General features: G+C 52.5%; 24 protein-coding genes. 14 read left to right on the top strand and 10 right to left on the bottom strand.

The genetic code is table 11. From position 1 onward, the window contains the following. Window positions 1-23 precede the first annotated feature (23 nt). The 4 genes from proW to hpxX form a co-directional block, all read right to left on the bottom strand. Complete coding sequence (proW, locus tag J5067_RS21780) at window positions 24-1,166, bottom strand: glycine betaine/L-proline ABC transporter permease ProW (RefSeq protein ID WP_264645749.1); 1,143 nt, start codon at window positions 1,164-1,166, stop codon at window positions 24-26. After that, on the bottom strand, window positions 1,159-2,361 hold the full coding sequence (proV, locus tag J5067_RS21775) for a glycine betaine/L-proline ABC transporter ATP-binding protein ProV (RefSeq protein ID WP_264645750.1): 1,203 nt from the start codon (window positions 2,359-2,361) through the stop codon (window positions 1,159-1,161). Before proV ends, proW begins: the two co-directional genes overlap by 8 nt. Before the next feature lie 514 nt (window positions 2,362-2,875). Further along, complete coding sequence (locus tag J5067_RS21770) at window positions 2,876-4,276, bottom strand: AtzE family amidohydrolase (protein ID WP_264652012.1); 1,401 nt, start codon at window positions 4,274-4,276, stop codon at window positions 2,876-2,878. Between the two features lie 14 nt (window positions 4,277-4,290). Further along, entirely contained in the window at window positions 4,291-4,482 is a 192-nt protein-coding gene (gene hpxX / locus J5067_RS21765) for an oxalurate catabolism protein HpxX (protein ID WP_264629025.1), read from the bottom strand. A gap of 180 nt (window positions 4,483-4,662) precedes the next feature. Here hpxX and J5067_RS21760 point away from each other — a divergent pair, with 180 nt between their 5' ends. The 7 genes from J5067_RS21760 to hpxK all read left to right on the top strand — a co-directional run bounded on the left by J5067_RS21760 (window position 4,663) and on the right by hpxK (window position 11,139). Then, window positions 4,663-5,502, top strand: coding sequence for a MurR/RpiR family transcriptional regulator (locus tag J5067_RS21760; RefSeq protein ID WP_264645751.1), 840 nt, complete (start codon window positions 4,663-4,665; stop codon window positions 5,500-5,502). A 225-nt stretch (window positions 5,503-5,727) separates the two neighbouring features. Continuing rightward, on the top strand, window positions 5,728-6,516 hold the full coding sequence (locus J5067_RS21755; RefSeq protein ID WP_264652011.1) for a transporter substrate-binding domain-containing protein: 789 nt from the start codon (window positions 5,728-5,730) through the stop codon (window positions 6,514-6,516). 24 nt (window positions 6,517-6,540) lie between these two features. Continuing rightward, entirely contained in the window at window positions 6,541-7,209 is a 669-nt protein-coding gene (locus J5067_RS21750; RefSeq protein WP_264645752.1) for an amino acid ABC transporter permease, read from the top strand. Next, on the top strand, window positions 7,206-7,862 hold the full coding sequence (locus J5067_RS21745; RefSeq protein ID WP_264651998.1) for an amino acid ABC transporter permease: 657 nt from the start codon (window positions 7,206-7,208) through the stop codon (window positions 7,860-7,862). Before J5067_RS21750 ends, J5067_RS21745 begins: the two co-directional genes overlap by 4 nt. Then, complete coding sequence (locus tag J5067_RS21740) at window positions 7,843-8,586, top strand: amino acid ABC transporter ATP-binding protein (protein WP_264645754.1); 744 nt, start codon at window positions 7,843-7,845, stop codon at window positions 8,584-8,586. The genes J5067_RS21745 and J5067_RS21740 overlap by 20 nt, the downstream gene beginning before the upstream one ends. Window positions 8,587-8,635: 49 nt before the next feature. Further along, window positions 8,636-9,883, top strand: coding sequence for an alanine--glyoxylate aminotransferase family protein (locus tag J5067_RS21735; RefSeq protein ID WP_264652010.1), 1,248 nt, complete (start codon window positions 8,636-8,638; stop codon window positions 9,881-9,883). Next, window positions 9,880-11,139 carry an allantoate amidohydrolase gene (gene hpxK / locus J5067_RS21730; protein WP_264651997.1) on the top strand — a complete coding sequence of 420 codons (1,260 nt, stop codon included), beginning with the start codon at window positions 9,880-9,882 and terminating at the stop codon, window positions 11,137-11,139. Before J5067_RS21735 ends, hpxK begins: the two co-directional genes overlap by 4 nt. A 382-nt stretch (window positions 11,140-11,521) precedes the next feature. Here hpxK and J5067_RS21725 read toward each other — a convergent pair whose 3' ends face one another. Together J5067_RS21725 and J5067_RS21720 are read right to left on the bottom strand one after the other, a co-directional pair. After that, entirely contained in the window at window positions 11,522-12,289 is a 768-nt protein-coding gene (locus tag J5067_RS21725) for an amidohydrolase (protein WP_264651996.1), read from the bottom strand. Next, window positions 12,277-13,434 (bottom strand): pyridoxal phosphate-dependent aminotransferase, encoded by a 1,158-nt coding sequence (locus J5067_RS21720; protein WP_264651995.1) that lies wholly within the window; start codon window positions 13,432-13,434, stop codon window positions 12,277-12,279. Before J5067_RS21720 ends, J5067_RS21725 begins: the two co-directional genes overlap by 13 nt. Window positions 13,435-13,662: 228 nt before the next feature. Between J5067_RS21720 and J5067_RS21715 the strand changes: the two genes are divergently transcribed. From J5067_RS21715 to J5067_RS21695, 5 genes are all read left to right on the top strand, one after another. Then, window positions 13,663-13,890, top strand: a complete 228-nt coding sequence (locus J5067_RS21715) for a ParD-like family protein (RefSeq protein WP_264628827.1) — start codon at window positions 13,663-13,665, stop codon at window positions 13,888-13,890. Further along, complete coding sequence (locus J5067_RS21710) at window positions 13,868-14,197, top strand: type II toxin-antitoxin system RelE/ParE family toxin (protein WP_264628828.1); 330 nt, start codon at window positions 13,868-13,870, stop codon at window positions 14,195-14,197. The genes J5067_RS21715 and J5067_RS21710 overlap by 23 nt, the downstream gene beginning before the upstream one ends. A 178-nt stretch (window positions 14,198-14,375) precedes the next feature. Beyond that, window positions 14,376-14,990, top strand: a complete 615-nt coding sequence (locus J5067_RS21705) for a methylthioribulose 1-phosphate dehydratase (RefSeq protein WP_264651994.1) — start codon at window positions 14,376-14,378, stop codon at window positions 14,988-14,990. Then, a complete protein-coding gene (mtnC, locus tag J5067_RS21700; protein WP_264651993.1) occupies window positions 14,987-15,682 on the top strand; it encodes an acireductone synthase in 696 nt (231 codons plus the stop codon). The genes J5067_RS21705 and mtnC overlap by 4 nt, the downstream gene beginning before the upstream one ends. Before the next feature lie 11 nt (window positions 15,683-15,693). Beyond that, window positions 15,694-16,236 (top strand): acireductone dioxygenase, encoded by a 543-nt coding sequence (locus J5067_RS21695; protein ID WP_264651992.1) that lies wholly within the window; start codon window positions 15,694-15,696, stop codon window positions 16,234-16,236. Window positions 16,237-16,278: 42 nt separating this feature from the next. Here the strand turns inward: J5067_RS21695 and mtnA are convergent, their stop codons facing one another. Then, window positions 16,279-17,307 (bottom strand): S-methyl-5-thioribose-1-phosphate isomerase, encoded by a 1,029-nt coding sequence (mtnA, locus tag J5067_RS21690; RefSeq protein ID WP_264651991.1) that lies wholly within the window; start codon window positions 17,305-17,307, stop codon window positions 16,279-16,281. Between the two features lie 149 nt (window positions 17,308-17,456). Here mtnA and mtnK point away from each other — a divergent pair, with 149 nt between their 5' ends. Both mtnK and J5067_RS21680 read left to right on the top strand, forming a co-directional pair. Then, on the top strand, window positions 17,457-18,659 hold the full coding sequence (gene mtnK, locus J5067_RS21685) for an S-methyl-5-thioribose kinase (protein WP_264652009.1): 1,203 nt from the start codon (window positions 17,457-17,459) through the stop codon (window positions 18,657-18,659). 790 nt (window positions 18,660-19,449) lie between these two features. Beyond that, window positions 19,450-20,205 (top strand): PAS domain-containing protein, encoded by a 756-nt coding sequence (locus J5067_RS21680; RefSeq protein ID WP_264628101.1) that lies wholly within the window; start codon window positions 19,450-19,452, stop codon window positions 20,203-20,205. Between the two features lie 6 nt (window positions 20,206-20,211). Here J5067_RS21680 and J5067_RS21675 read toward each other — a convergent pair whose 3' ends face one another. Genes J5067_RS21675 through J5067_RS21665 form a run of 3 tightly spaced genes read right to left on the bottom strand, consistent with a single transcriptional unit; the run spans window position 20,212 to window position 24,142 of the window. Continuing rightward, window positions 20,212-21,765: a hydantoinase/oxoprolinase family protein gene (locus J5067_RS21675; RefSeq protein WP_264651990.1), complete on the bottom strand. Its 1,554-nt coding sequence runs from the start codon at window positions 21,763-21,765 to the stop codon at window positions 20,212-20,214. Then, window positions 21,762-22,847, bottom strand: coding sequence for a DUF917 domain-containing protein (locus tag J5067_RS21670; protein WP_264651989.1), 1,086 nt, complete (start codon window positions 22,845-22,847; stop codon window positions 21,762-21,764). The genes J5067_RS21675 and J5067_RS21670 overlap by 4 nt, the downstream gene beginning before the upstream one ends. Beyond that, window positions 22,844-24,142 (bottom strand): cytosine permease, encoded by a 1,299-nt coding sequence (locus J5067_RS21665; protein WP_264651988.1) that lies wholly within the window; start codon window positions 24,140-24,142, stop codon window positions 22,844-22,846. Before J5067_RS21665 ends, J5067_RS21670 begins: the two co-directional genes overlap by 4 nt. Window positions 24,143-24,175: the final 33 nt, after the last annotated feature.

Here is a 24,175-nt window from a genome sequence, read left to right as displayed (position 1 = left end):
ATCCCTCTTTATGTGTAATGTTATTAACGGGTGAACGGGCGCAGGATCAGCCCTAACGGACCGGTACGATACCAGCGTTGGTTACCACGGCTACGGCTGTCACGCCCCAGAGATTGCGTCAACCGATCCAGAATGATGGCGAGAATAACGATCCCGACGCCGCCCACGGCCGCCAGTCCCATATCCAGACGCCCGATACCGCGCAGCACCATTTGCCCCAATCCGCCCACTGCGATCATCGAAGCAATTACCACCATGGAGAGCGCAAGCATCAGCGTTTGGTTAACACCGGCCATGATGGTGGGCATTGCCAACGGCAACTGAACCTTGAACAGCATCTGGCGCGGGCTGGCTCCAAAGGACTCAGCGGCTTCTACCAGATCGGCGGGCACCTGACGGATACCGAGAATGGTCAAACGCACAATCGGCGGCAGCGCAAAGATAATGGTGACCACCACGCCGGGCACATTACCGATGCCAAACAGCATGACAATCGGCACCAGATACACAAACGCAGGCGTGGTTTGCATGGCATCGAGCAGCGGGCGTACCACTTTTGCCGCACGCTCACTGCGCGCCAGCCAGATGCCGAGCGGCAGACCAAGCAACATGCAAAAGAACAGCGCGGTTAATACCAGTGCCAGTGTCACCATAGCCTGTGACCAGGCACCGATAGCGCCGATGGCGACCAGCGATATCAGCGTTGCCGCTCCCATCCCCAGCGATGACATCTGCCAGGCGATAAGGGAGAACACCAAAATGGCAACTGGGGCTGGCATGCCCAACAGCGCCTGCTGGAAACCGTTGAGAATGATATCTACCGGTACGCGAATCCCTTGAAATAGCGGACGGAAATGCAGTACCAGCCAGTCGATCCCTTCTGTGACCCAGTGATCCAACGGAATCAGCGTGTCTTTGAACGGATCTAACAGCGAAAAGTGTTCTTGAGCCGGTGCGGGTACACTGTTCAGCCAATCAGCGCCCGACTGGGCGGCATCCTGAGCGGGTGTGCCCCAGGCATCTGCGCCGTTTGTTGCGGCGTCACTCGAAGCCGGTGCACTTTGCGCTGCCGATGACCAGGGATCGCCATTGCTGCTGGTGGCTGCCTGTTCGGCAGCATTGACCGGTGTTTGCGTGGTCTCCCACGAATTGGTTGCGTTAGTCATTGTTGCTGCCCTCCTTGTCGAGTGCCTGTAACAGCATGCCCTTGGAAATAATGCCGATGTATTCACTGTTCTCACCGATGACCGGCACGGCACAGGGGGCCTGAGCAACCAGTGAAATCAGCTCGTTCAGTGACATATCTGCGGGCACGGGGGCAGGATCGGGCAGCAAAGCCTGTTCCAGCGGTTGTTGCGCTTGCAGGGCTTTTTTCAGCGAGTCGATAGAAACCACGCCGATAAATTTTTTCCCTTTTTCCAGCACGTAGCCATATTCACGGTCATCGTCCTGTAGGATCTTGAGCGCAGAGCGCGGCCCAACGCCGGGCGTTTTACGGATCAAGGTAACGGGGCGACGACGGGCAATATCTTTCGCACTGAACACGTGGCTGATATCCACACCGCGGAAGAAGGTGCGCACATAGTCATTGGCCGGATTATTGAGAATTTCATCCGGCGTGCCGACCTGAATCACTTCACCGCCGTGCATGATGGCGATGCGATCGCCGATGCGCATGGCTTCGTCCAGATCGTGGGAAATAAACACGATGGTGCGCTGGTGGCGCGATTGCAGTTTCACCAACTCATCTTGCATTTCAGTACGGATCAGCGGATCGAGCGCTGAAAACGCTTCATCCATCAGCAGGATATCGGGATCGTTTGCCAGTGCGCGTGCCAGACCGACGCGTTGGCGCATCCCGCCGGAAAGCTCATCCGGGTAGGTATTGGCGTAGGCCTCAAGACCCACCTGTTGCAGCGCTTCGAGCGCTTTCTGCTCACGCTGTGCCTTATCAACGCCCGCCAACTCCATGCCAAACGCGGTGTTAGCCAACACGCTCAGGTGCGGCATCAAGGCGAATGACTGGAACACCATACTGATTTTTTTGCGGCGCAGGGCGCGCAGTTCACTGTCTGATACCTCGGCGATGTTTTCGCCATCGATCAGTACCTGACCGCGTGTCGGTTCAATCAGACGATTGAGAAGGCGTACCAGTGTGGATTTACCCGAGCCGGATAATCCCATGATGACGAATATCTCGCCTTCTTCAATGGCCAGATTGGCGTCATTCACGCCGACAGTGAGCCCGGTTTTTTCAAAGATCTGATCTTTGTTTAGCCCTTTGTCTATCAGTTTGAATGCCCTGTCAGGGTGCTCGCCAAATATTTTATAGAGATGCTTTACTTCGAGTTTTATTGCCATGAAATGATAAAATTCCTCTGTGAATTATCGTTCTATATTTCGGTCCTGATGAAGGTTAAAACACGCCATACCCTACCATACTGAGATTCTGAGGCAACCCTTGGTGCCGCAAAGGGTGCTATGGAGATATTCATATTCATGTCTCTGGTTAAGCCAGTTTTCTTTGTTTTTCATTGTCTGTTTTTTATATTATTTCTTGGTGTTTTGTATTAATTTTTGTTTTTAAATCAGTTAGTTCGTTGTTTTGAAAATGGGTGTTTTAAATGGTTTTTTCTCTGCGGTGTTTTGTGCTTAATAATGCATGCCAATAACGCTGTGATTTTTTTTGAAATTACTTATTCCATTGCAGTGATAAAGGTGAGGTGTATCGCCATTTGAGGATAATTATTTTCGGATTAGACTGAAAGTTATTGCTACATCGACAGCGGGAGAATGCCAGTGCCAATGCTTTATATTTCCTTGTTATTTGCACTGAAATAGAGGATGCCCTCAGGCATCCTGATACAATGCTATTTCACCCTTTCTGCTGGCTGGATATAGCGCTGACCACGCCTGATTGTTCCAGCGCCCAGGCGGCACGTAGACAAACATCTTCCCGCCAGGGTGCGGCAATCAGCTGCACGCCAATCGGCAACCCTTTTGTGGTCATCAACGGCACCGTGACGACGGGAAGCCCGACAAACGAAATAGGCTGAGTCAACATGCCCATGCTGGCGCGTACGGGCAGATCGGTGTCATTGATTCGCATCGTTTCCTGGCCGATAAGCGTCGCGCAGCACGGTGTTGCCGGGGCAATCAGCAGGTCCAGGTGTTCAAACAGCGGTAATACCTGACGGCGAAAGACATCACGAAAGCGCTGTGCCTGTAGATACCAGGCAGAAGGCAGCATGGCTCCCGCCGTCAGGCGTTCACGAGAGTGCGGCTCAAATTTTTCAGGTGTGTGGCGCAGGGCGGAGAGATAACGGTTACCCCCTTCGCTGGCAGAGAGAATAAAGGCGGCGGTGCGAGCCAGTTCGGCTTGTGCAATGGTCCTTTCTTCATTAGCGGCAAGCGCCTGTGCAACCCGTTGTACGGCATCGCGCGCATCATCATCGCAGGCTTCGCGAAAGTAACCGGAAAGCACGGCACTGCGCAGGCCGTGGGCGCCGTCCTGCAAGCGGGAAGTCGTAGCAAGGAGCGGCTGTGGGCGCTGAAAACGATCGTCGCTATCAATGCCCTGTAGGGCATCGAACACCTGGGACAAATCCTCTGTGCGGCGCGCCAGCGGGCCGATATGATCGAGGTTGGCAACAAACGGGTGGCTGCCTTCACGCGATAACCGGCCAAACGTCGGTTTCAGGCCAAAAATGCCGCACAGCGACGCGGGAACCCGTATCGAGCCATTGGTATCGCTGCCCAATGAAAAGTGCACCAGCCCCGCGCCGACGGCAGCAGCGGAGCCACCGGAAGATCCTCCTGCGATACGGGTAGGATCGAGCGGATGGCGAGTCGGGCCGTAATAGCTGTTTTCGGTGGTGAAGCCATAAGCGTAAGCATCCATATTCAGCATGCCGGAAAGCAGGGCACCGCTGGCGCTTAATTGGCGCAGCGCAAACGCATCGCGCTGGGCGGGGGGATGGTCGGCAAACAGCTGTGCGCCTGCCAGCGTGGTTTCTCCGGCAACGTCAAACAGGTTCTTTACCGCATAAGGCACACCCGCCAGCGCTGGCAAGACGTCACCGCGCAGGCGCCTCGCATCCAGCGCATCGGCCTCTCGTTGCATACGCTGGCCTGTGACCTGGGTATAGGCATTTAACGTTGGGTGCCGCTGTGCGATAGCATCCAGCGTAATGTCCGCGATCTCGCGGGCGGCAAGCTCGCCACGTTGCAGGTGTTGTTGCAGTTGGCTGATGGGTAAAGCGGCGAGTTCCGCCATCGACAACGGGGAATTCATAATTGATAAACCCCCGCGATCTCTTCCTGCATCTCCAGCGGGTAGTCCATCAGCGGTTGTGCCATCTCCGCGATGCGCTGTAACTGGAGCAACACCGCATCATGGCGTTCAGGCGTGAGGGGCAGATTCAGCAGGGTTTCCATCTGTTGCAGATAAGCGCTCAGGGTTTCAGGGGCATAAGAGGTCATCGGTTCTCCCGTTATTTCACGATGCAGAGGCGTTAGCGTGAAACCCGTGTTGCAAGAGTTGTTCCAGAATGGTGGCGAAACCAAGAGGGCAGACGTTTTTTCCTATTGTATGTCAGTGATGGGCTTGTGTTAGGGTGGTTGCAACGAAAGTTGCAATGACACAGAGATAACGGAATCGCCATGACACAAATTGATGAGCGGCTACGCAGCCGTTACAGCACACTCTCTGGACAGGAACAGCGCATTGCCGATTTTATCTTTACCCATTTCGACGATGTGATTGGCTATAACAGCGCCGAACTGGCGCAGCTTAGCGGCGTATCGAAAGCGACGGTCAGTCGCTTGTTCAAGCGGCTGGGTTATGCCAGTTACCGTGAGGTGCGTGAAGAATTAAGAACCCTGCGCCAAAGCGGGATGCCGCTGGCCGAGAGCCGTGATGCGGTTCAGGGCAATACGTTGCTGGCGCGCCACTATAAACAGGAAATGGCGAATCTGGCGCAGTGGATCAACCGTATCGATCCGGCGCAGTTTGGTGCCATTATTGATGCGTTGCTACGGGCCAGACAGGTCGCGGTTATCGGTCTGCGCAATAGCTATCCGGTGGCGCTACATCTGCGCCAACAATTGATGCAGGTGCGTGCGCAGGTGTCGCTGTTGGCCCAGCCGGGGCAGACGCTGTCGGAAGAGATTGCCGATCTGGACGCGCAGGATGTCGCCGTGATTGTGGCGTTTCGCCGCCGCCCGCGAGTCATCCAGCCGTTACTGGCACAGTTGCAGGCGCGTCAGGTGCCGATTGTGCTGATCAGTGAACCGCAGGCTAACGGGCTATTTCCGTTTGCCACCTGGTCACTGTGTCTGCCGTTGGACAGCGTTTCCGCCTTTGATAGCTACAGTGCCGCCATGAGTCTGGCAGGCTTGCTCAGCAATGCGTTACTGCATGAAATGTTGCAGCAAGGGCGTCAGCGTATCCATCAGATAGCCGATCTTTATACCCATCTGGACGAATTAGAGCAGCGCTAAGCGAGCGCTAAAATGGTGCTCTTGCACTTTTTTGGTGCCGTTGCTGCGCTGCATTTTTGCGCGTATCACTCTCGGTTAGCTCAATTCTCCCCTTGCTGTGCCTGATTGTCGCTCTCTATAAGACTGGCACGCCCTTTGCTTACTCAATGAAACGATAGTTTCACTTATCGCTTATCAAGAACTTTTGGTTTCATCTGATTTTCAACCAGGAGATACGCAATGGGCATCAAAAAACACCTTATCGCGCTGGCTGGCGCATTGCTGTTAGTGACACAAGTGGGCAACGCGGTTGCCGATCAGCTTCAGGACATTGAACAGCGTGGCGTGTTACGCGTGGCAGTACCGCAAGATTTCCCGCCGTTTGGCTCGGTTGGCACTGACCTGCAACCGCAAGGCTATGACATCGATGTCGCCCGCTATCTGGCGCAAGAGATGAAACTAAAGTTGCAACTGGTGCCGGTGACCAGCGCCAACCGTGTGCCCTATCTGCAAACCAATAAAGTGGATCTGGTGATCTCCAGTCTGGGTAAAAACGCCGAGCGCGAAAAGGTGATCGATTTCAGCCGAGCCTATGCGCCGTTCTTTCTCGGCGTGTTTGGCCCGCAGGCCGGTACGGCGAGCGATGCGCAGCAACTTGCAGACAAAAGCGTGGGCGTAACGCGTGGTGCCGTAGAAGACATGGTGCTGAGTGAAATCGCACCGAAAGCCGCGCAGATAAAGCGCTATGAGGATAACAACACCACGTTGTCGGCTTATCTGTCCGGGCAGGTGGAGTATATCGCTACCGGTAACCTGGTGGTGGCCGCCATTGCAGCGCAAAACCCCGCCAAGGCACCGGTTGCCAAATTTATGCTGAAAGACTCACCGTGCTACATCGGCATCAAGAAAGGGGAAGCGGCGCTGCAAGCCAAAGTGGATACGCTGATTGCCCAGGCGCTGGCGGATAACACCCTGAATTCGCTCTCTGAAAAATGGCTGAAAGCGCCGCTGCCCGCCAGCCTGTTGGCTGAATAACCGGGTGCCTAAGGGAGAGATGCCATGACCTATCAACTGAATTTTGCCGCGCTGTGGCCTTACTGGCCCGAATTGCTCGCGGGGCTGTGGGTGACGGTCCAGTTGACGGCCATGGCGACCCTTGGCGGCATTGCCATCGGCATCTGTGGCGCGGCATTACGCAGTGGCCGCCCCTCGCTGCCAAGCCGCCTGTGGGGGCTATATGTCGAGCTGATCCGCAATACACCGTTTGTTGTGCAGCTGTTTTTCATTGTTTTTGGCCTGCCAACGCTCGGCTGGAAACTGACGGCGGGTGAAGCTGCGCTGCTGGCGATGTTGATTAACCTGGGAGCCTACAGCACGGAAATTATCCGCGCGGGCATTCAGGTTACGCCGAAAGGACAATGGGAAGCCGCGCGCGTGCTGGGGCTGACACGCATGCAAACCTTCGTGCGCGTTATCCTGCCACCGGCCATGCAGCGTATTTACCCGGCGCTGGTCAGCCAGTGCATTATCGTGATGCTCGGCTCATCCGTGGTGTCACAGGTCTCTTATGAAGAGCTGACCTTTGCCGCCAACCTGATTCAGTCACGCACCTTTCTCAGCTTTGAGGTGTATCTGGTCACCACGCTGTTTTATCTGGCGCTGTCGTTGTTGATGCGACAACTGCTGATGATGGCGGGCCGCCGTTTACTCGGGAGAACCCACGGATGATCAACTTTACCGATTGGGATATCGTGCGCAACCTGCTGCTGGCGGCACGTTGGACACTGTTGCTCTCGCTGACGGCCTTTTTCGGCGGCGCATTGGTGACATTACCGTTGCTGTTGGTGCGGCTAAGCCAGCGCCGCTGGGCGGTGCGTTTTACGCATTTCTATGCCGGTGTGTTTCAGGGCACGCCGCTGCTGATGCAACTGTTTCTGGCCTTTTTCGGCCTTGGCCTGTTTGGTATCGATGTCAGTCCCTGGACCGCCGCCGCACTGGCGATGACGTTGTTTACCAGCGCATTTCTGGTGGATATCTGGCACGGCAGCATCGTGGCATTGCCAAAAGGGCAGTGGGAGGCGTCACGCTGTTTAGGGCTGAGTTTTGGTCAAACGTTGTGTCGGGTGGTCGCGCCGCAGGCCATGCGTATTGCCATCGCGCCCACGGTGGGTTTTTCGGTGCAGGTGATTAAAGGGACAGCGCTGGCATCGATCATCGGTTTTATCGAACTGACCAAGGCCGGCACCATGCTGAACAACGTCACTTATCAACCTTTCAAGGTCTTTGGCCTGGTCGCACTGGGCTACTTCCTGATGTGTTATCCGCTGTCCTACTACAGCCGCTATCTGGAGAAGAAATTCAATGCCGCTCATCACCATTAATCAGGTGCAGAAATACTACGGCCAGAATCACGTCCTGAAAGGCGTCGATCTGGATATCGACATGGGCGAGGTCGTTTCCATTATCGGGCGCAGCGGCTCGGGAAAAAGCACGTTGTTACGCTGTGTTAACGGGCTGGAAGGCTATCAGGAAGGAAGTATCAAGCTCGGTGGCGTAACCGTGACCAACCGCGATTCGCAGGCGCGTGAAATCAGTCGTTCAGTGGGCATGGTGTTTCAGAACTTTAACCTGTTCCCGCACATGAGCGCGCTGGAAAACGTGATGCTGGCACCCCGTTTGGTACTGAAAAAAAGCGAAGCAGAGTGCCGTGCCCTGGGTGAGCAGATGCTGGCGAAAGTCGGGTTGAGTGAACGCCTGCACTACTCACCGGCCAACCTGTCTGGCGGTCAGCAGCAACGGGTGGCGATTGCCCGTGCGCTGGCGATGAACCCGAAAGTGCTGCTGTGCGATGAAATCACCTCTGCGCTCGATCCTGAACTGGTGGGGGAGGTGCTGAAAGTGCTGGAGCAACTGGCGGCAGAAGGCATGACGCTGATTTTGGTCACACACGAAATGAATTTTGCCCGGGAAGTGGGCGATCGGGTGGTGTTTATGCACGAAGGCACCGTGTGGGAACAAGGCGAGAGCCGCGCGCTGTTCGCTAACCCACAGACTCCCGAGCTCAAACAGTTTATTGCGTCGGTGCGCGGTTTGACGGAGGCCTGAGCCCCGTCGCTGGCAGCGAACATTCCTGCTTTTTTTGGAGTTGTGCATGATGAATAACCAATTATACGCGCAGATCAATCCACCTCACCGTTTACTGATGGGACCCGGTCCGATCAATGCGGATCCCCGTGTCCTGCGCGCCATGGCATGTCAGTTGATTGGTCAATACGATCCGGCCATGACGGAATACATGAACCAAACCATGGCACTTTATCGTCAACTGTTCCGTACGGAAAATCGCTGGACCATGCTGGTGGATGGCACCTCGCGCGCGGGGATCGAGGCCATTCTGCTCTCGGCGATCCGCCCTGGCGATCGGGTTCTGGTGCCGGTGTTTGGGCGTTTCGGGCATCTGTTATGCGAAATTGCCCGCCGCTGCCGCGCAGACGTTCACACCATCGAAGTGCCTTGGGGGGAAGTCTTTACCGCGGATAAGATTGAATATGCCATCCAACGGTTACGCCCGCGTGCCCTATTGACGGTGCAAGGCGATACCTCCACCACCATGTTGCAGCCGCTGGCCGAACTCGGGGATATCTGCCGTCGCCATGATGTGCTGTTTTATACCGATGCGACCGCTTCGTTCGGTGGCAATGTGCTGGAGACGGACGCTTGGGGATTGGATGCCGTATCTGCCGGTTTGCAGAAGTGTCTGGGCGGCCCTTCAGGCAGCGCGCCGATTACCCTCAGCCCGAAGATGGAAGCGGCCATACGCCGTCGTCGCTGCGTGGAGCAGGGGATTCGCACCGCCGAACATCGTGACGGTGAAGAGGAGATGATCTACTCCAACTATTTCGATCTCGGCATGGTGATGGACTATTGGGGGCCCGAGCGCCTGAACCACCATACCGAAGCCACCAGCATGTTATTTGCCGCACGGGAGTGTGCCCGAGTGATGCTTGAAGAGGGGCTGGACAAGGGCATTGCGCGCCATGCACTGCACGGTGAGGCGCTGGTCGCCGGTCTGGAAGGGATGGGATTGCGCATTTACGGTGACAAGCAACACAAAATGAATAACGTGACCGGTGTGGTTATCCCTGAGGGCATACAGGGTGAGCAGATCCGCCAGTGCTTGCTGAACGATTTTGCCATTGAAATCGGCACCTCATTTGGTCCGCTACAGGGGAAAATCTGGCGCATCGGTACCATGGGGTACAACGCCCGCAAAGATTGTGTGATGCAAACCCTGAGTGCGCTGGAAGCGGTGCTCAACCGCCATGGTTTCCGCACGGTGCAGGGCGCGGCATTGCAGGCGGCATGGGACCGCTATGACGCCAGCGCTGGAGTTGCGCAATGAGTTCGCCGTGGTTTTCCCGCTTTACGGCACACTCTGCCGCTGAGCGGGTCATGTGGCGCTGCGATGCGCTGGCAGAGATCAGTGAAGATGCCGATCAGCTGACGCGGGTTTATCTGTCGCCGCAGCATTTGCGCGCCAATACCTGCGTGGGTGAATGGATGCGCGAAGCGGGAATGCAGGTGTGGCAGGATGCGGTCGGCAATATCTGCGGTCGCTATGAAGGCCAGATGCCGGACGCGCCTGCGGTCTTGTTAGGCTCGCACCTCGATACGGTACGTAATGCCGGGCGCTATGATGGCATGCTAGGCGTTTTGGCATCCATTGAAGTGGTGCGCTTTCTGCATCAGCAGCAGATTCGCCTACCGGTGGCGCTGGAAATTGTCGGATTTGGTGACGAAGAGGGTACGCGGTTTGGTATTACGCTGCTGGGTAGCCGAGGACTGACCGGCACCTGGCCTGAAAGCTGGTTATCCTGTCAGGATGCGCAAGGTGTGAGCGTGTCACAAGCGTTGTCGCAGGCGGGATTAAGCCCGGAAGCGATCGGGCGTGCGGCGCGTGCGCCACAAAGCATTGCCGCCTATCTGGAAATGCACATTGAGCAAGGCCCTTGCCTGGAACACGATGACGCCGCCTTGGGCGTGGTGACGGCGATCAACGGTGCGCGCCGGTTAAACTGTGTTTTTCAGGGAACGGCGGGCCACGCAGGGACTGTGCCGATGACGCAGCGTCAGGATGCACTGGCAGCAGCGGCACAGTGGATGGTTGTGGTGGAGCAACTGACGCGAGAGCAGGCATCCGGTTTGGTGGCAACCATCGGCACGTTGCAATGTGCGCCGGGGGCGGCGAATGTGATACCGGGCGAGGTGCGTTTAACGTTGGACGTGCGCGGGCCGGAGGAGACTGCACTGGCCGCGTTGCTGGCGAACTTATTGTCTCACGGTGAGCAGGTGGCGCAGGCGCGCGGCTGCCACTTTGGGGCTGAAGAATATTACCGCATTGCCCCGACGCGCTGTGATGACGGGTTACAGCGGTTGCTGTGTGAGGCGGTCACTCAGGTGCAAGGGCATGCGCTTGCTTTGCCGAGCGGTGCCGGACACGATGCGATTGCGATAGCAGAGCGCTGGCCGGTCGGTATGTTGTTTGTGCGCTGCAAAGGAGGAATCAGCCACCACCCGGATGAGTCGATCACTACGGCGGATGTGGTGCAGGCGCTGCGAGCGTGGTTGGCGGTGGTGCTCAGTTTTGGTGAAAAATAGCGGCTTTTTCCGTTATATCGGCAAGGCTCTTTTGTTCAGTTTTGTTTGGTGGTGATTTTTGGTGTTTGCCCGCGTCGAATGCTGCTGAGGAAAGGGGAGACGCCAGGATGAGCAGCATGGATGCTGCGAAAGCGCTCGCCGCGTCGGGAACGCGTCGAGCGCGGTCCGTCCGGCGGCTACCGTTTCCGAAGGGACCGCGTAGCGGCGGCATTCCGCAAAAAGCCCGGGGTCACGGGGTGGGGGCGACTGCACACCCCGTGTCGGGCGCGTGCCACGCGAGTGGCAGAGATATAATGACGCTTTCGCGCACGAAACCTAACGCGGACATGGCATAAATCTGATGCCATCACCTAAACAGCATGACGGCCTGCGCCGTCTCACACTACAGTGTGAACCTGTCCGCATCACGCCATGCCGGAAACGCTTCACGGTAGCTTTGCAGGGCTTCCAGCGACAGCTCTGTGCTGATGTGCGCGGGCTGGTTCTCCGGCGCTCGCGCGACGATTTCACCCAGCGGGTTGATTATCTGACTGTCACCCTGATAACTGTGATCGTTGCCATCAGCGCCGACACGGTTGCATCCTGCCACATAGGCCTGATTTTCAATCGCGCGCGCCGCGAGCAGCGTGCGCCAATGGTGCGCGCGCGGGGCGGGCCAGTTCGCCACGTACAGCGCCAAATCGTAATCCTGACGGTTGCGCGACCACACCGGGAAACGCAGATCGTAGCAAATCTGTGGCAATATCCGCCAGCCACGCCATTCGATAATCAGGCGTTGATGTCCGGCTTCAAAATGGTGGTGCTCATTAGCCATGCGAAACAGATGGCGTTTGTCATAGTGGTACACATCGCCCAGCGGTGAAACCAGCACAAAGCGGTTTACTGCGCCTTTTGGCGTGGCAACCGCAATGCTGCCGCCGATGAGCGCATTGGTCTCTTTGGCCCACTCTTGCAGCCAGGTTTCCACCACCGCTTGTGACAGCCCCTTGTTCGCCGCATTCATGGCGAACCCCGTGGTAAACATTTCTGGCAGCACGATAAGGTCGCTGCCGCGTACCGTTTCCAGTTCGGCATCGAAATGGCTCAGGTTGGCTGGCCCATCGAGCCATACCAGAGGCTGCTGTAGTAGCGTGATAGTTAAAGTCGACATAAGCGCTCCGCCGCCGCTTGCAAGGTAGATTCCTGTTTAGCAAAGCATAGCCGAATCAATTTGTGCGGGAAGGGATCGGCGCAGAAAACCGAGAGCGGGATCGCCGCCACGCCCGCGTGTTCCGTCAGCCAGCGGCAGAAGGTGACATCATCAAGATCGGAAATGGCACTGTAATCCGCCAGCAGGAAGTAGGTTCCTTCACAAGGCAGCACCTCAAAACGGCTGGTTGAGAGCGCATTAACCAGAAAATCACGGCGTGACCGATAGAACTCCGGCAGCTCCTGCCAGTGCTCTGGCGCATGGCGCAACATATCGGCAAGGGCTAATTGCGCCGGTGTATTGACTGAGAACGTGAGGTACTGGTGTACCTTGCGGATTTCTGCACTGATGGCCTCAGGCGCAATGCAATAACCCACTTTCCAACCGGTCATGTGGTAGGTCTTGCCGAAGGAAGAGACCGCGATAGCGCGTTGGCGCAGCTCGCTGTGGCGCAGAACGCTGGCGTGTCCTTCCGGTGCAAAGCAGATGTGTTCATAGACTTCATCGCTCAGCACGTAGATTTCGCGGCTGGCAATCGCCTGCCACAACTGCTCGAAATCGCTCTGACGCCACACGGTGGCAGACGGATTGTGCGGCGTGTTGAGGATCACCAGACGAGTACGGGCGCTTAACAGCGCGCGAAACGCCGCCCAGTCCACGTTAAACAGCGGCGGCTGTAACGCAACGCGTTTCACCACGCCGCCCGCCAGCTCGATGGCCGGTGCATAGCTGTCATAGCTGGGATCGAAACAGATAACTTCATCACCGGGGCGCACCAGCGCGGCGATAGCGGCAAACAGCGCTTCGGTGGCTCCCGCGGTGACCGTGATGTCCTTGTCGGCATCGGGCTGCCAGCCATACTGTGCCGCGGTTTTTTCGGCGATCGCGCTGCGCAGCGGTGCTGCTCCCGTCATCGGGGCATATTGGTTGGCCCCTTGGGCAACGTGATAGGCCAGACGCTGTTGCAGGTAATCTGGCCCGCTGAAATCCGGGAACCCCTGCGACAGGTTGATCGCCTGATGCTGCTGCGCCAGCGCGCTCATTTGGGTAAAAATGGTGGTGCCCAATGCGGGCAGTTTGCTTTCGGGAAAAAGTGCGGCACTCATGGTGGAAATGAACTCCTGCAAACCTGCTGTATTACGAGCCAATATAACACGATGCCGGAATTCGCCGTTAAGGTAATGAGGAATAAGAATATTACCAAAATGACATTATCTTCGTGTCAATCAAAGATTGCACAATGCGACAAATTGTCGCATATTATCGAAGCACGTTGATTCAGCGTTAGCGCTACATATTTCGACGTGGTGCACATTCCAAAGAGGTACGCACATATGGCAACAAGCATTCGTTTAGACGAAGACTTTGTGAGTGATGTAAAGGTTTATGCTGATGCGGCAAGTCGCAGCGTGCCGAAGCAGATAGAGCACTGGGCCAAAATTGGTCGCATCGCGGAAGATAATCCCGATCTGCCCTATAGTTTCATCAGTGAAACCTTACTGGCGCAAAGTGAAGTCAGAAACCATAAGGTTACGCGTTATGCCAGAAGGACGAAAAAATAAGGACGTTGAGGTTTATCAAAGTCGCCGGTTCGAAAAGGCGCTGAATAAACTGCCTGAAGCGCAGTTGAAAGTGGTTGAAGATGAGGTAGATAAAATCATCGAAGACCCTACGATTGGCGTGCAGAAAAAAGGCGATTTGCATTTTCTCTGGGTGCATAAATTTCCGCTTAATAGGCAGCAAGCACTTCTGGGGTACAGTTGGGTTGAAGATAAGCTCGAACTGTATCTCTTAAGCATCAGTTCTCATGAAAATTTCTATCAGGATCAGAAAAAACACCGAAAAATTGATCTGAAATTACTCGGTTGATCTGCATTTCTCGCCTCCATGTCACTCTTCATTTCGCTCCGACACGATGCTAGTATTTGGCAATCAAGACGCATGGACGTTTAAACGGCTAAATTCCATTGACGTCTAACCTATAACAAAACGTACTAACCACAGTGTGAAACGCTGTGGTGAAGAGCACACCTGCACAGGATGAACGATGAGTGAAAACCCAGAACTGGCTGCGTTAGTCGCGGCCTGTCATTGGATTGGGCAAAAAGGGTGGTGTCCGGCAACCGGCGGCAATATGTCGGTGCGTCTGGATGAAGACCGTTGCCTGATCTCTGAATCCGGCAAGGATAAAGGCAGTTTGCATCAGGATGATTTTTTACTGGTGAATATTGCCGATAACCATGTTCCCAGCGGGCGCACGCCGTCGGCTGAAACTGGCCTGCATACCTTGCTCTATCGCCGCTTTGCGTCAGTAGGGGCGGTGTTACATACCCATTCTGTGAACGCGACCGTACTCTCCCGCGTAGAGAAAAGCGATGCGCTGGTGCTGGAAGGGTATGAAATGCAGAAATCTCTGCAAGGGCAGCATACCCACCTTGACCGCGTTGTCATTCCCATTTTTGCCAACGATCAGGATATTGCCGCACTGGCAGCACGCGTGGCGGCGTACGCCGATACCCAGGCGCTGCGCTACGGTTTTTTAGTGCGTGGTCATGGGCTGTACTGTTGGGGAGAGGATGTCGCGCAGGCGCGCCGTCATCTGGAAGGGCTCGAGTTTCTGTTCCAGTGTGAACTGCAACGACGTCTGCTGGAGGCAAAATGATCAAGGCCATCGTGACGGATATTGAAGGCACCACCAGCGATATCCGTTTTGTGCATAACATCCTGTTCCCTTACGCGCGGGCGCGTTTAGCCGAGACGGTGGCGCAGGCTGATGCTCAGCCGGAGATAGCCGAAACGCTGGCGCTGTTACGCGAAGAACTCGGTCAGCCGCAGGCGCACGCCGCCGCCTTGCTGGAAGCATTGCATCAATTTATGGATCAAGACCGCAAATCGACAGCATTAAAACGTCTGCAAGGGATTATCTGGCGCAACGGCTATCTCAACGGTGATTTCCGTGGTCATGTGTATGACGACGTTGCGCCGCAGTTGCGCAGATGGCGCGAGCAGGGGATCGCGCTCTACGTCTACTCATCGGGGTCGGTGGAAGCACAGCAACTGCTGTTCGGTTACAGTGACGCGGGAGACTTACGCCCGTTGTTCAGCGATTACTTTGACACCCGCGTCGGGGCCAAGCGTGAAGCGCGCTCATACCACCATATTGCGCAGGCGATTGGGCTGCCGGGCGAGCAACTGCTGTTTTTGTCTGACATTCATCAGGAACTGGACGCAGCTGCCGAGGCGGGGTGGCAAACGTGTCAGTTGATGCGTGGTGAAGCGGACGAGGAGAGCGTCCACCGTCAGGTGGCGCGTTTCGACCAGATTGACCCATCCCAGGCCACGAGCGCCGTTTAAGGAGTCTTGCCATGAGTGCATTAACCATTTTTAACGACAATGACGCCAGCCAACCGGTATGGGACAGCCGCGATGCGGACGCTATCCAGACGGCGCTTGCCGCGATTGGCGTACGTTTTGAACGCTGGCAGGCCGATCGCACGCTGAGCGCCTCTCCATTGGCGGAAGAAGTGCTGGCGGCCTATCAGCATGAAATTGATAAACTGGTGGCAGAAAAAGGCTACCAAAGCTGGGACGTCATCAGTCTGCGTGCCGACAATCCGCAGAAAGACGCGTTGCGCACCAAGTTTCTGTCTGAGCATACGCACAGCGAAGATGAGGTGCGCTTTTTCGTTGAAGGTGCCGGGCTGTTCTGCCTGCACCTGAACGGCAAGATTTACCAGATATTGTGTGAGAAGAACGATCTGCTGTCGGTACCCGCCGGTACCGCACACTGGTTCGATATGGGCTCCGAGCCGCATTTTACCGCGATTCGCCTGTTCGATAATCCAGACGGTTGGGTGGCACACTTTACCGGTGATGCCATTGCCGATGCCTATCCGAAACTGGCATAGCCGTGTTGATTTTTCCTCCAGCCAACGGCTGGAGGAAAGGGACTAGCGCAATGCCTGAGTAAATATCCCTGCTTGCACCTGCTCGGGCGTGATTACGCCGCTATCCAGCACCCAACCGCTGATCAGTGACGCGGGTGTGACATCGAAAGCCGGGTTATAGACCTGTGCGTCTTGCGGTGCCCACTGGCAAGCGCCAAAGCTGCCCGACACGCCGGTCACTTCGCTGGCGGCGCGCTGCTCAATGGGGATCGCGCTGCCATCCGGGCAGGCCGCATCGTGCGTGGTGTGCGGCGCGGCGACATAGAACGGAATGCCATGATAATGGGCCAGTACCGCCAGGCTGTAGGTGCCAATTTTGTTGGCAATATCACCGTTTGCGGCGATGCGATCGGCCCCGACCCACACGGCATCGACCAGACCTTGCGCCATCAGGGTGGCAGCCATCGAATCACAGATCAAACGATAGGGAATGTTTAATTCCCCCAACTCCCAGGCGGTCAGCCGCCCCCCTTGTAACAAGGGCCGCGTTTCATCCACCCAGACCTGTTCCACATGACCTTGACGGTGTGCGCGGTGAATCACCCCGATGGCGGTGCCGACACCTGCGGTAGCTAACCCTCCGGTATTGCAGTGGGTCAGCAGGCGGCTGCCGGGTTTGACCAATGTGGCTCCGTGCTGAGCAATCTGTTGACACAGGGCGCGATCTTCCTCGATCAGACGCAACGCTTCCTGCACCAGTGCCGGGACATGCTGAGACTGTGCCAAAGCCCGTTTCATCCGATCCAGATTGTTCATCAGATTCACGGCGGTTGGGCGCGCGGCGCGCAGGGTTTCCAATGCCTGCTCAAGCGCGGTGACTGGCATGCCATTTTCCGCCAGCAGCGCTAACAGCACGCTGGCAGAGAGCCCGATCAGTGGTGCGCCGCGCACCCGCAGAGTACGGATATGCTCAACCAGCGCCGCCACATCCGGGCTGGGGTGCCACACCGTTTCCTGTGGCAAAGCCTGCTGGTCAAGGATCCAAAGTTGATTATTCGTCACCTTAAGGCTCAGGGTGTTAAAGCTCTGCATAGGTCGTTAAATTCCTGTTGCGTATTGCGTTGATTTTCTTATTCTGCCAATATGAAAAACAGAAGTATAGACGTCCAAACGCTTTTATGTCTAAAACCGGACGGCGGATAGCGAATTAATCGATGGTCGAGTCACAAGAAGAGGTGGTGATGTCCCTGTATCGTACCTTTAGCGCGGCAGATGCCGTTGAATATGCCCGTCAATTTGGTGCCGTGCCGGACCCGCAGGCGCTGGTGACTGCCGATGAGATTGGCGATGGCAACCTCAATCTGGTGTTTAAAATCCGCGATACGCAGGGCGTGAGCCGCGTCATTGTCAAACAGGCGTTGCCCTATGTGCGTTGCGTTGGGGAGTCCTGGCCGTTAACCCTCGACAGGGCGCGTATTGAAGCGGAAACCCTGTTGGTACATGCGCAATATTGCCCGCAGCACACGGTCAAGGTGCTGTATCATGATGCTGAGTTAGCGGTGATGGTGCAGGAGGATCTTTCCCATCTGCACATCTGGCGGCGCGAGCTGGTGGATGGACAGGCCTATCCGCATGCGGTGGCGCAGGTGGGGGAGTATCTGGCGCAGACGCTGTTCCACACCTCTGATTTTTATCAGCATCCGCATGAGAAAAAAGCGGCGGTGGCACGCTTTATCAACCCTGAACTGTGCCAGATTACCGAAGATCTGTTCTTTACCGATCCCTATCGTGACCATGAACGTAACCGCTTTGATGCCGAGTTGCGCCCAACGGTGGAAGCGCTGTGGCGTGATGCCGCACTGAAGCGCGCCGTGGCGGCGCTCAAGCACCGTTTTCTGGCCAACGCAGAGGCACTGTTACACGGGGATATTCACAGTGGTTCTATTTTTGTAGGGCCGACGACGCTGAAAGTGATTGATGCGGAATTCGGTTTCTATGGGCCCATCGGGTTTGATATCGGAACCGTGTTGGGTAATCTGTTACTGAATTTCTGTGGCCTGCCTGGGCTGCTGGCCCCTCGAGAAGCCGCCGCCGCGCGCGACAACCGTTTACAGGATATCACGGCGCTGTGGCACGCCTTCTCTGTGCGCTTTAGCGCATTGGTTGACGAACATGGTCGCGATCCGGCGCTGGCAGAATCAGGGTACGCAGAGCAGTTCCTTAAACACGTGTGGCAGGACACCCTCGGTTACGCCGGTACGGAGTTGATTCGGCGCGCGATAGGTTTCTCGCACGTTGCCGATTTGGCAAACATCGCGGAGCCGCAGGCGCGACATGCCTGCCAGCGTCACGCCGTTGAATTGGGTAAAACGTTGATTCTGACTGCGGGTGATATTCCTGATGTCGCTGCGCTATTGGCGCGGGTGCGGCAGAGCGGCGCGTAACGCAAATGCACAGGCGGTAATGATGCTTCTGCGGAGCATAAGAACGACCATCTTCTTTATTAGTGTGGTATAAGCAACGGCGGCTAGCACTTTTTCCTTGGTGTGAATGTACTTACTACCAGCCGCTGGCTTATAACCTATTATTACTAGATTCCCTGGTGTTACTGAACATCGTTGCCGTGAATGAGGCTAATATAGTTAACTAATCCATGAAGGATCAGTGTAAAATCTACCCTTGTCTTTTATGTTTTTATATAAGATAATTATAGGTTTTAATAAAGTAATAAAGTAATAAAGTAATAAAGTAATAAAGTAATAAAGTAATAAAGTAATAAAGTAATAAAGTAATAAAGCGAAATAATAACAGCATGTTAGCTCTGTATTACGTTTTTCGAAAAATCGTAGTCATTACCCTATGCACCCGTTTTCTCTTTTCTTCGGTACGTTCAGAACTTGATGGATTGTTTATTTTTCACAGATTCAACGCTTTACCCGCTATCCACACGGTAAATAAACATCTTCTCTCCTGACATCTGTTATTGGATCAATGATACCAACAGGTCTATACGCTCTTCCCAGAGAAAATAATTAATTGCAAAGCAAGTCAAAAACAAAGTCAATATTCTCTTAATGGCTACCTATTTATATTGAAAAACTATAGCATTATGCTTGACAAGATATTTAATAAACCTTAATGTTCCGAAATGTTATCAGGTGAATATTCTTAAAAGTCATCAGGGACGATACCTAACGAATAGATAAATCAATTGGATTAAAAAGGAACTTTACTATGAAGGACTTAAAGGAATCTCATGCTAATCCAAGGAAAAAAATAGCCTTAATCCCTCCTCAATTACTCTTTTTATGGGATTCATCAGCAGAGCCTTGGGGATTCAAGGATATTAACTCACGTTATATCTACGGCAACCTGGCTTATTACGATCTTCTAAACATCAATCCTGACACTTTTTCAATTATTGGGCTACTTGACAATGAATTGCCGTCGCCTATAGCTGATTTTGCTTCTCATTTTCAACAGCATGATCGTCAAACTATAGAAAAGAAAGATCGACTCTGTTCTATCGAAATTCATCCCTATGGGAAAGATCAAATAATGCTGCCCTATTATTTTGATAAATATCCTCTTTATGATAAGAAAAATACAGAATGTGTAGGGACTATATTTCATGCCCGGCCAGTAGAAAATTCATCATTGCCGGGGAAGCTCATATTTAACGCTGAGCCAGGTTATTTTCTATTTTACTCACCAGATCCGATTTTCACTACAGGAGAGCTTGATATTATTTTTTGCCTCTTACAGAGAATGAGTAGTAAACTTATTGCTCGCTTTCTATCGCTAACACCCAAAACAATAGAAAATAAGATACAAATAATATATGAAAAAGCGGGGGTTCATTCATCTTATGAATTTATTAATTATTGTCAGAAAAATAACCTTGATCGCTATCTTCCGCAAAAAATACTAAAGCAAGAAAGTACAGTGTTGGATATGCTGTCTTCTGTTTGCCTACCTTGTCGGGTATGAAATACATTACTTTAATGTTCCTACTGCCTTGGCTTTTATCCTTATTGTATTGCCTGACATATAGCCAAGTGGTAAGGATTCAAGCTCAACAATTCTAATTGAATCAGGCATGGCCCCATTTTTTATTGCCTCTTTGGTCGCCATATTCTCCGCTTTTTCTAAATAATCGTCTAATTTTTTATTTTCAGTAGAAACTATCATATCAACGCTACCGCTAACCTGAGCTGTTGCAACACCAATCGCATTAGCGACACCAGAATGTTGTGGTTTTATAACTTTTGACGCGCCCTTTAATTGCATTGGCAAAACCTCAGCACCTCCTCCCACAAGAATAACGGGTAACGCATTGGCAGTATTATTCATTTTCTCCAGGATTTTCTCTAACATAGAGACATAGCAGCCAGCAATTTTTGCCACTTGTTCAGGGCAAAGATGCGAAATTTTGTTGATATCTCCGATAGTTGCCCATCCCATAGCCACTGCTATATCGGTAACAGTCAGAATATTACCGCCAAAAACAAGTGCTTTATCAGGTAGTTCATAACCAACACTCTCGGGGCCAATTTTAATAACATTGCCAGATTCTATTTTTACAATTGAACCTCCACCAAGACCAATAGAAGTAATATCTGGCATACGAAAATTAGTTCTCACGCCACCAATCTCTGCCGATAAACATGATTGACGGGGGAAACCTCCCTTCAAGACGCCAACATCGGTTGTCGTTCCACCAACATCTACCACTATTGCCTCTTGTAAATCTGCCAGCTTGGCTGCACCGAATATACTGTTCGTTGGGCCTGAAGCAATCGTCAAAATGGGAAATAGCCTGGCCTGGCTAAGTGACATTAATGTACCATCATTTTGCCCAAAATAGAGTTCAGCCTTGATGTGATGCCGAGTTAGCGTTTTTTCAAATCCATCCGTGATACTACTTGCAACATTACATAATGCTGCATTAAGGATGGTTGCATTCTCTCGTTCCAGCAAACCAATAGTGCCAATTTGAGACGACAAAGAAACCGGAATTGAAGCCCCCAGAATTCCCTTTACCAAAGACTCGACCCTCCGCTCTTGTTTGTCTATTACTGGGGAGAATAAGCCACAGACCGATACTGCTTTTACTACCCCCTTGATTGAATAAAGCTGCTCTCGCAGGATTTTTTCGTCTAACTCAGCAAATTGCTGGCCATCATAATGATATCCACCCGGAACAGAAAACCAATAAACTTCAATGTTATTCCGAAATTCCAATGGCATATCGGTTAAAGGAGAAACAGCCAACGTTGCGGGTGATCCGAGCCGAAAATGGGCAACTGCCTCTAGCCCTTTGCGCTCAACAATAGCATTAGTACAATGCGTAGTGCCCAACATGGCACGGCTAATAAGTGATCGATTAATTGACTGATTAACCAGTAACGCTTCAACAGCCTTATCTACAGCGTACATGACATTAGATGTCGTTATCTGCTTAGTCTTGGCAAGAATTTCGCCTCTCGAATCTAATAAGACAGCGTCAACATGTGTCCCGCCAACATCAATTCCTATGCAATACGTCATTTGTATGCCTTTATACAATCTTCGACAGGGGAGTAATCCATCGGGTATTTAAAATAGCGTGGCCCGCAAACTTCAATACCACGTTGACTACGCCATTTATTATTGGCTGGCACACCAATAGCAACCACATTCATTCCATAGCTTAATTTTTCGGCAAGAATGGGAATGCCAGAATCTTCGTCAATAATAATAATTAAATCAGGCGTCATGCACAAGGGGTTGTCATTTTCTAGCGCTAGCAAATATTCATTTTGGAATAACACCTTAAAATTTTTTTTCTTATTGTCCAAACCACTAAAATCAGCATGCCCATAAGTAAAACCGCCTTCACTTCGCTGATTCACTAGGTTCAGTTTCCCACGAAACAAAACATGACCCTGAAGCAGATTAATTAGGGTATTTACCAGGTTGTCTTTATTGGAAATGGCTTGCTGCATCTTTTCACCAATGTTTTTCATCAAGCTAATCGTTCCTGCAATTCCCGATTTTTTTGCTTGAATGGGGGAGATGGGATAAGCAGCAAAAATCGCAGCGCCTCCCATTTTTACAGTGGCATCTCGGGCAAATATCTCAGATTGATAACCATCTACAGCATCAATAAGTACCGTGTTAAGCTTCTCATCGACAACGATAAAGGGTGATGCATTAATATTATCAAGGTAAAAAGTCGTCATGTGGAATTGAGGAAAAGCACGTCCCATGCCATCCACATCCAAGACTGGCAAACCTAAACGACATGCAGTTGCTAAGGGTAACAAAGAGTTAATTCCACCTGCTTCGATTGGGTAAATTGCCGTTATCGATTTTCTCAGGTGTTGCTCTACTCGACGGCATGCGAGGATGGATTCTTCCCCATTAGGAATTTTCTCCATCATGATGGTTGGTGCACCTATCATCCCTGTTGACAATAAAATATCGTCTGGCTGTAATTCTTCGATGCTGATTAACCTAATTGGCCCATGCTTTTCAATTGCCTGCTGGGCCATAATCTTTCCAAGATGAGGATCACCCCCACCACCACTCGCTAAAATAGAAGCACCATAGCAAATATGTTCTATTGCCTTGATATCAAGAAGAATCACTTTGTTTTCCCTAAGCGCGGGAGTAAATGAAATCCCCTGTATACCATGATGGAGATTAATAAAGAATTTAATGAAGGAATCCCAACAGTTATTATCAACCCTGCCAAAACACCCGATAGGCACGCAATGATAGCATACCAACCTATGGCGGGAAGCATGGCGGGATCAGGAAGACATTGATTGTCACGACTTAGATCGAGTTCTTTCTTATGATTCTTTAGTAAAAAATAATCACACAGGATTACGCCAGCAATGGGAGGAAAAACAATACCCAGTAATACTAAAAAATGGGTAAATTTCTCCAAAATACCCGCAATAGTCAACAAGGTGCCTGTGAAACCTAAAATAATCGTTAACTTAACATAAGACATCCTATGCTTGCTAACACGTTCTATGGCATTAGCAAGCGCAAGCGTAGATGAGTAAAGATTGGAATCATTAATTTTTACAGCCGACAAGATTACGGCCAAGAGACCCAGCCAACCCGCACTTTGTGTCATAATAGTGACTACATCAGAAGTATTCATGGCGTGGGCGATGAGTATTGCAATACCATTGATAAAGAACTCACCGACAATTATCGATACCGTAACCATCCAAAATACGTGATGACTTTTTTGGCAATAACGAGCGATATCCGCAGTAGTTGTAGCCGTAACTATATAGCCTCCGGCAACCGCAGTTGCGGCCATTCCCAAGGTCATGGGTTCACCTGTGGGAAAACTCGTCGCCAACTGCATCAAATCATATCCTGATAAAAGTTTGATCACGATCCAGCCGACCACGAGCATAAACAATGGCACGGTGATAACAGCAATCCATCCTAAGGCACGGAATCCAAAAATCATCAGTGCGGTTATCCCTAATCCAGATATCACAGCGCTCATCGTAAATCCGGGTTGATTATCCAGTGCATAATTCACACCATGAGAGAGAATCGCGTTTTGCACACCAAACCAACCAATCAAACTTAACGCGATTAACACACTGACTAACGCTGATCCATAACGGCCAAATCCTCCCCATAGTGCCAATAAACTTGTTGATAAGCCTTCACGAGCGGCAGCAATTCCAAGCCCTAAACTGACCACTTCCAGCAGCATACTGCCCAGAAAAGTGGCTAGCATTGCTTGATGAAACGGCATCGAGTGGCCTAACAGAGCACCTAGCATGAACTGTCCTAGTGCCGTCATAATTCCGATACGAACCATGATCAGAATGAAAAGATTATGCCTGGCTGAAAGGGGAACACGCGTAAAAGAGAAATCGTGATGTTGATGCAAAACCTTCTCCATGGACTCTGCTTGAGAAAAGGAAACTATTGTACT

This window comes from Candidatus Symbiopectobacterium sp. NZEC151 (assembly GCF_025962655.1).
Taxonomy (GTDB): Bacteria; Pseudomonadota; Gammaproteobacteria; order Enterobacterales; family Enterobacteriaceae; genus Symbiopectobacterium.
The sequence above is the reverse complement of the archived record's forward strand: the minus strand, read 5'-3'. Positions and strand labels throughout refer to the sequence as shown.

What these genes read in the sequence shown, in the direction of transcription:
- J5067_RS21710 (WP_264628828.1), top strand. Translation starts at nt 13,868, where the DNA reads ATGCCAGAAGGACGAAAAAATAAGGACGTTGAGGTTTATCAAAGTCGC.
- J5067_RS21745 (WP_264651998.1), top strand. Translation starts at nt 7,206, where the DNA reads ATGATCAACTTTACCGATTGGGATATCGTGCGCAACCTGCTGCTGGCG.
- proW (WP_264645749.1), bottom strand. Translation starts at nt 1,166, where the DNA reads ATGACTAACGCAACCAATTCGTGGGAGACCACGCAAACACCGGTCAAT.
- J5067_RS21725 (WP_264651996.1), bottom strand. Translation starts at nt 12,289, where the DNA reads ATGTCGACTTTAACTATCACGCTACTACAGCAGCCTCTGGTATGGCTC.
- J5067_RS21675 (WP_264651990.1), bottom strand. Translation starts at nt 21,765, where the DNA reads ATGACGTATTGCATAGGAATTGATGTTGGCGGGACACATGTTGACGCT.
- hpxK (WP_264651997.1), top strand. Translation starts at nt 9,880, where the DNA reads ATGAGTTCGCCGTGGTTTTCCCGCTTTACGGCACACTCTGCCGCTGAG.
- mtnA (WP_264651991.1), bottom strand. Translation starts at nt 17,307, where the DNA reads ATGCAGAGCTTTAACACCCTGAGCCTTAAGGTGACGAATAATCAACTT.
- J5067_RS21715 (WP_264628827.1), top strand. Translation starts at nt 13,663, where the DNA reads ATGGCAACAAGCATTCGTTTAGACGAAGACTTTGTGAGTGATGTAAAG.
- hpxX (WP_264629025.1), bottom strand. Translation starts at nt 4,482, where the DNA reads ATGACCTCTTATGCCCCTGAAACCCTGAGCGCTTATCTGCAACAGATG.
- proV (WP_264645750.1), bottom strand. Translation starts at nt 2,361, where the DNA reads ATGGCAATAAAACTCGAAGTAAAGCATCTCTATAAAATATTTGGCGAG.
- J5067_RS21735 (WP_264652010.1), top strand. Translation starts at nt 8,636, where the DNA reads ATGAATAACCAATTATACGCGCAGATCAATCCACCTCACCGTTTACTG.
- J5067_RS21740 (WP_264645754.1), top strand. Translation starts at nt 7,843, where the DNA reads ATGCCGCTCATCACCATTAATCAGGTGCAGAAATACTACGGCCAGAAT.
- J5067_RS21705 (WP_264651994.1), top strand. Translation starts at nt 14,376, where the DNA reads ATGAGTGAAAACCCAGAACTGGCTGCGTTAGTCGCGGCCTGTCATTGG.
- J5067_RS21760 (WP_264645751.1), top strand. Translation starts at nt 4,663, where the DNA reads ATGACACAAATTGATGAGCGGCTACGCAGCCGTTACAGCACACTCTCT.
- J5067_RS21750 (WP_264645752.1), top strand. Translation starts at nt 6,541, where the DNA reads ATGACCTATCAACTGAATTTTGCCGCGCTGTGGCCTTACTGGCCCGAA.
- J5067_RS21680 (WP_264628101.1), top strand. Translation starts at nt 19,450, where the DNA reads ATGAAGGACTTAAAGGAATCTCATGCTAATCCAAGGAAAAAAATAGCC.
- J5067_RS21695 (WP_264651992.1), top strand. Translation starts at nt 15,694, where the DNA reads ATGAGTGCATTAACCATTTTTAACGACAATGACGCCAGCCAACCGGTA.
- J5067_RS21665 (WP_264651988.1), bottom strand. Translation starts at nt 24,142, where the DNA reads ATGGAGAAGGTTTTGCATCAACATCACGATTTCTCTTTTACGCGTGTT.
- J5067_RS21770 (WP_264652012.1), bottom strand. Translation starts at nt 4,276, where the DNA reads ATGGCGGAACTCGCCGCTTTACCCATCAGCCAACTGCAACAACACCTG.
- J5067_RS21720 (WP_264651995.1), bottom strand. Translation starts at nt 13,434, where the DNA reads ATGAGTGCCGCACTTTTTCCCGAAAGCAAACTGCCCGCATTGGGCACC.
- mtnC (WP_264651993.1), top strand. Translation starts at nt 14,987, where the DNA reads ATGATCAAGGCCATCGTGACGGATATTGAAGGCACCACCAGCGATATC.
- mtnK (WP_264652009.1), top strand. Translation starts at nt 17,457, where the DNA reads ATGTCCCTGTATCGTACCTTTAGCGCGGCAGATGCCGTTGAATATGCC.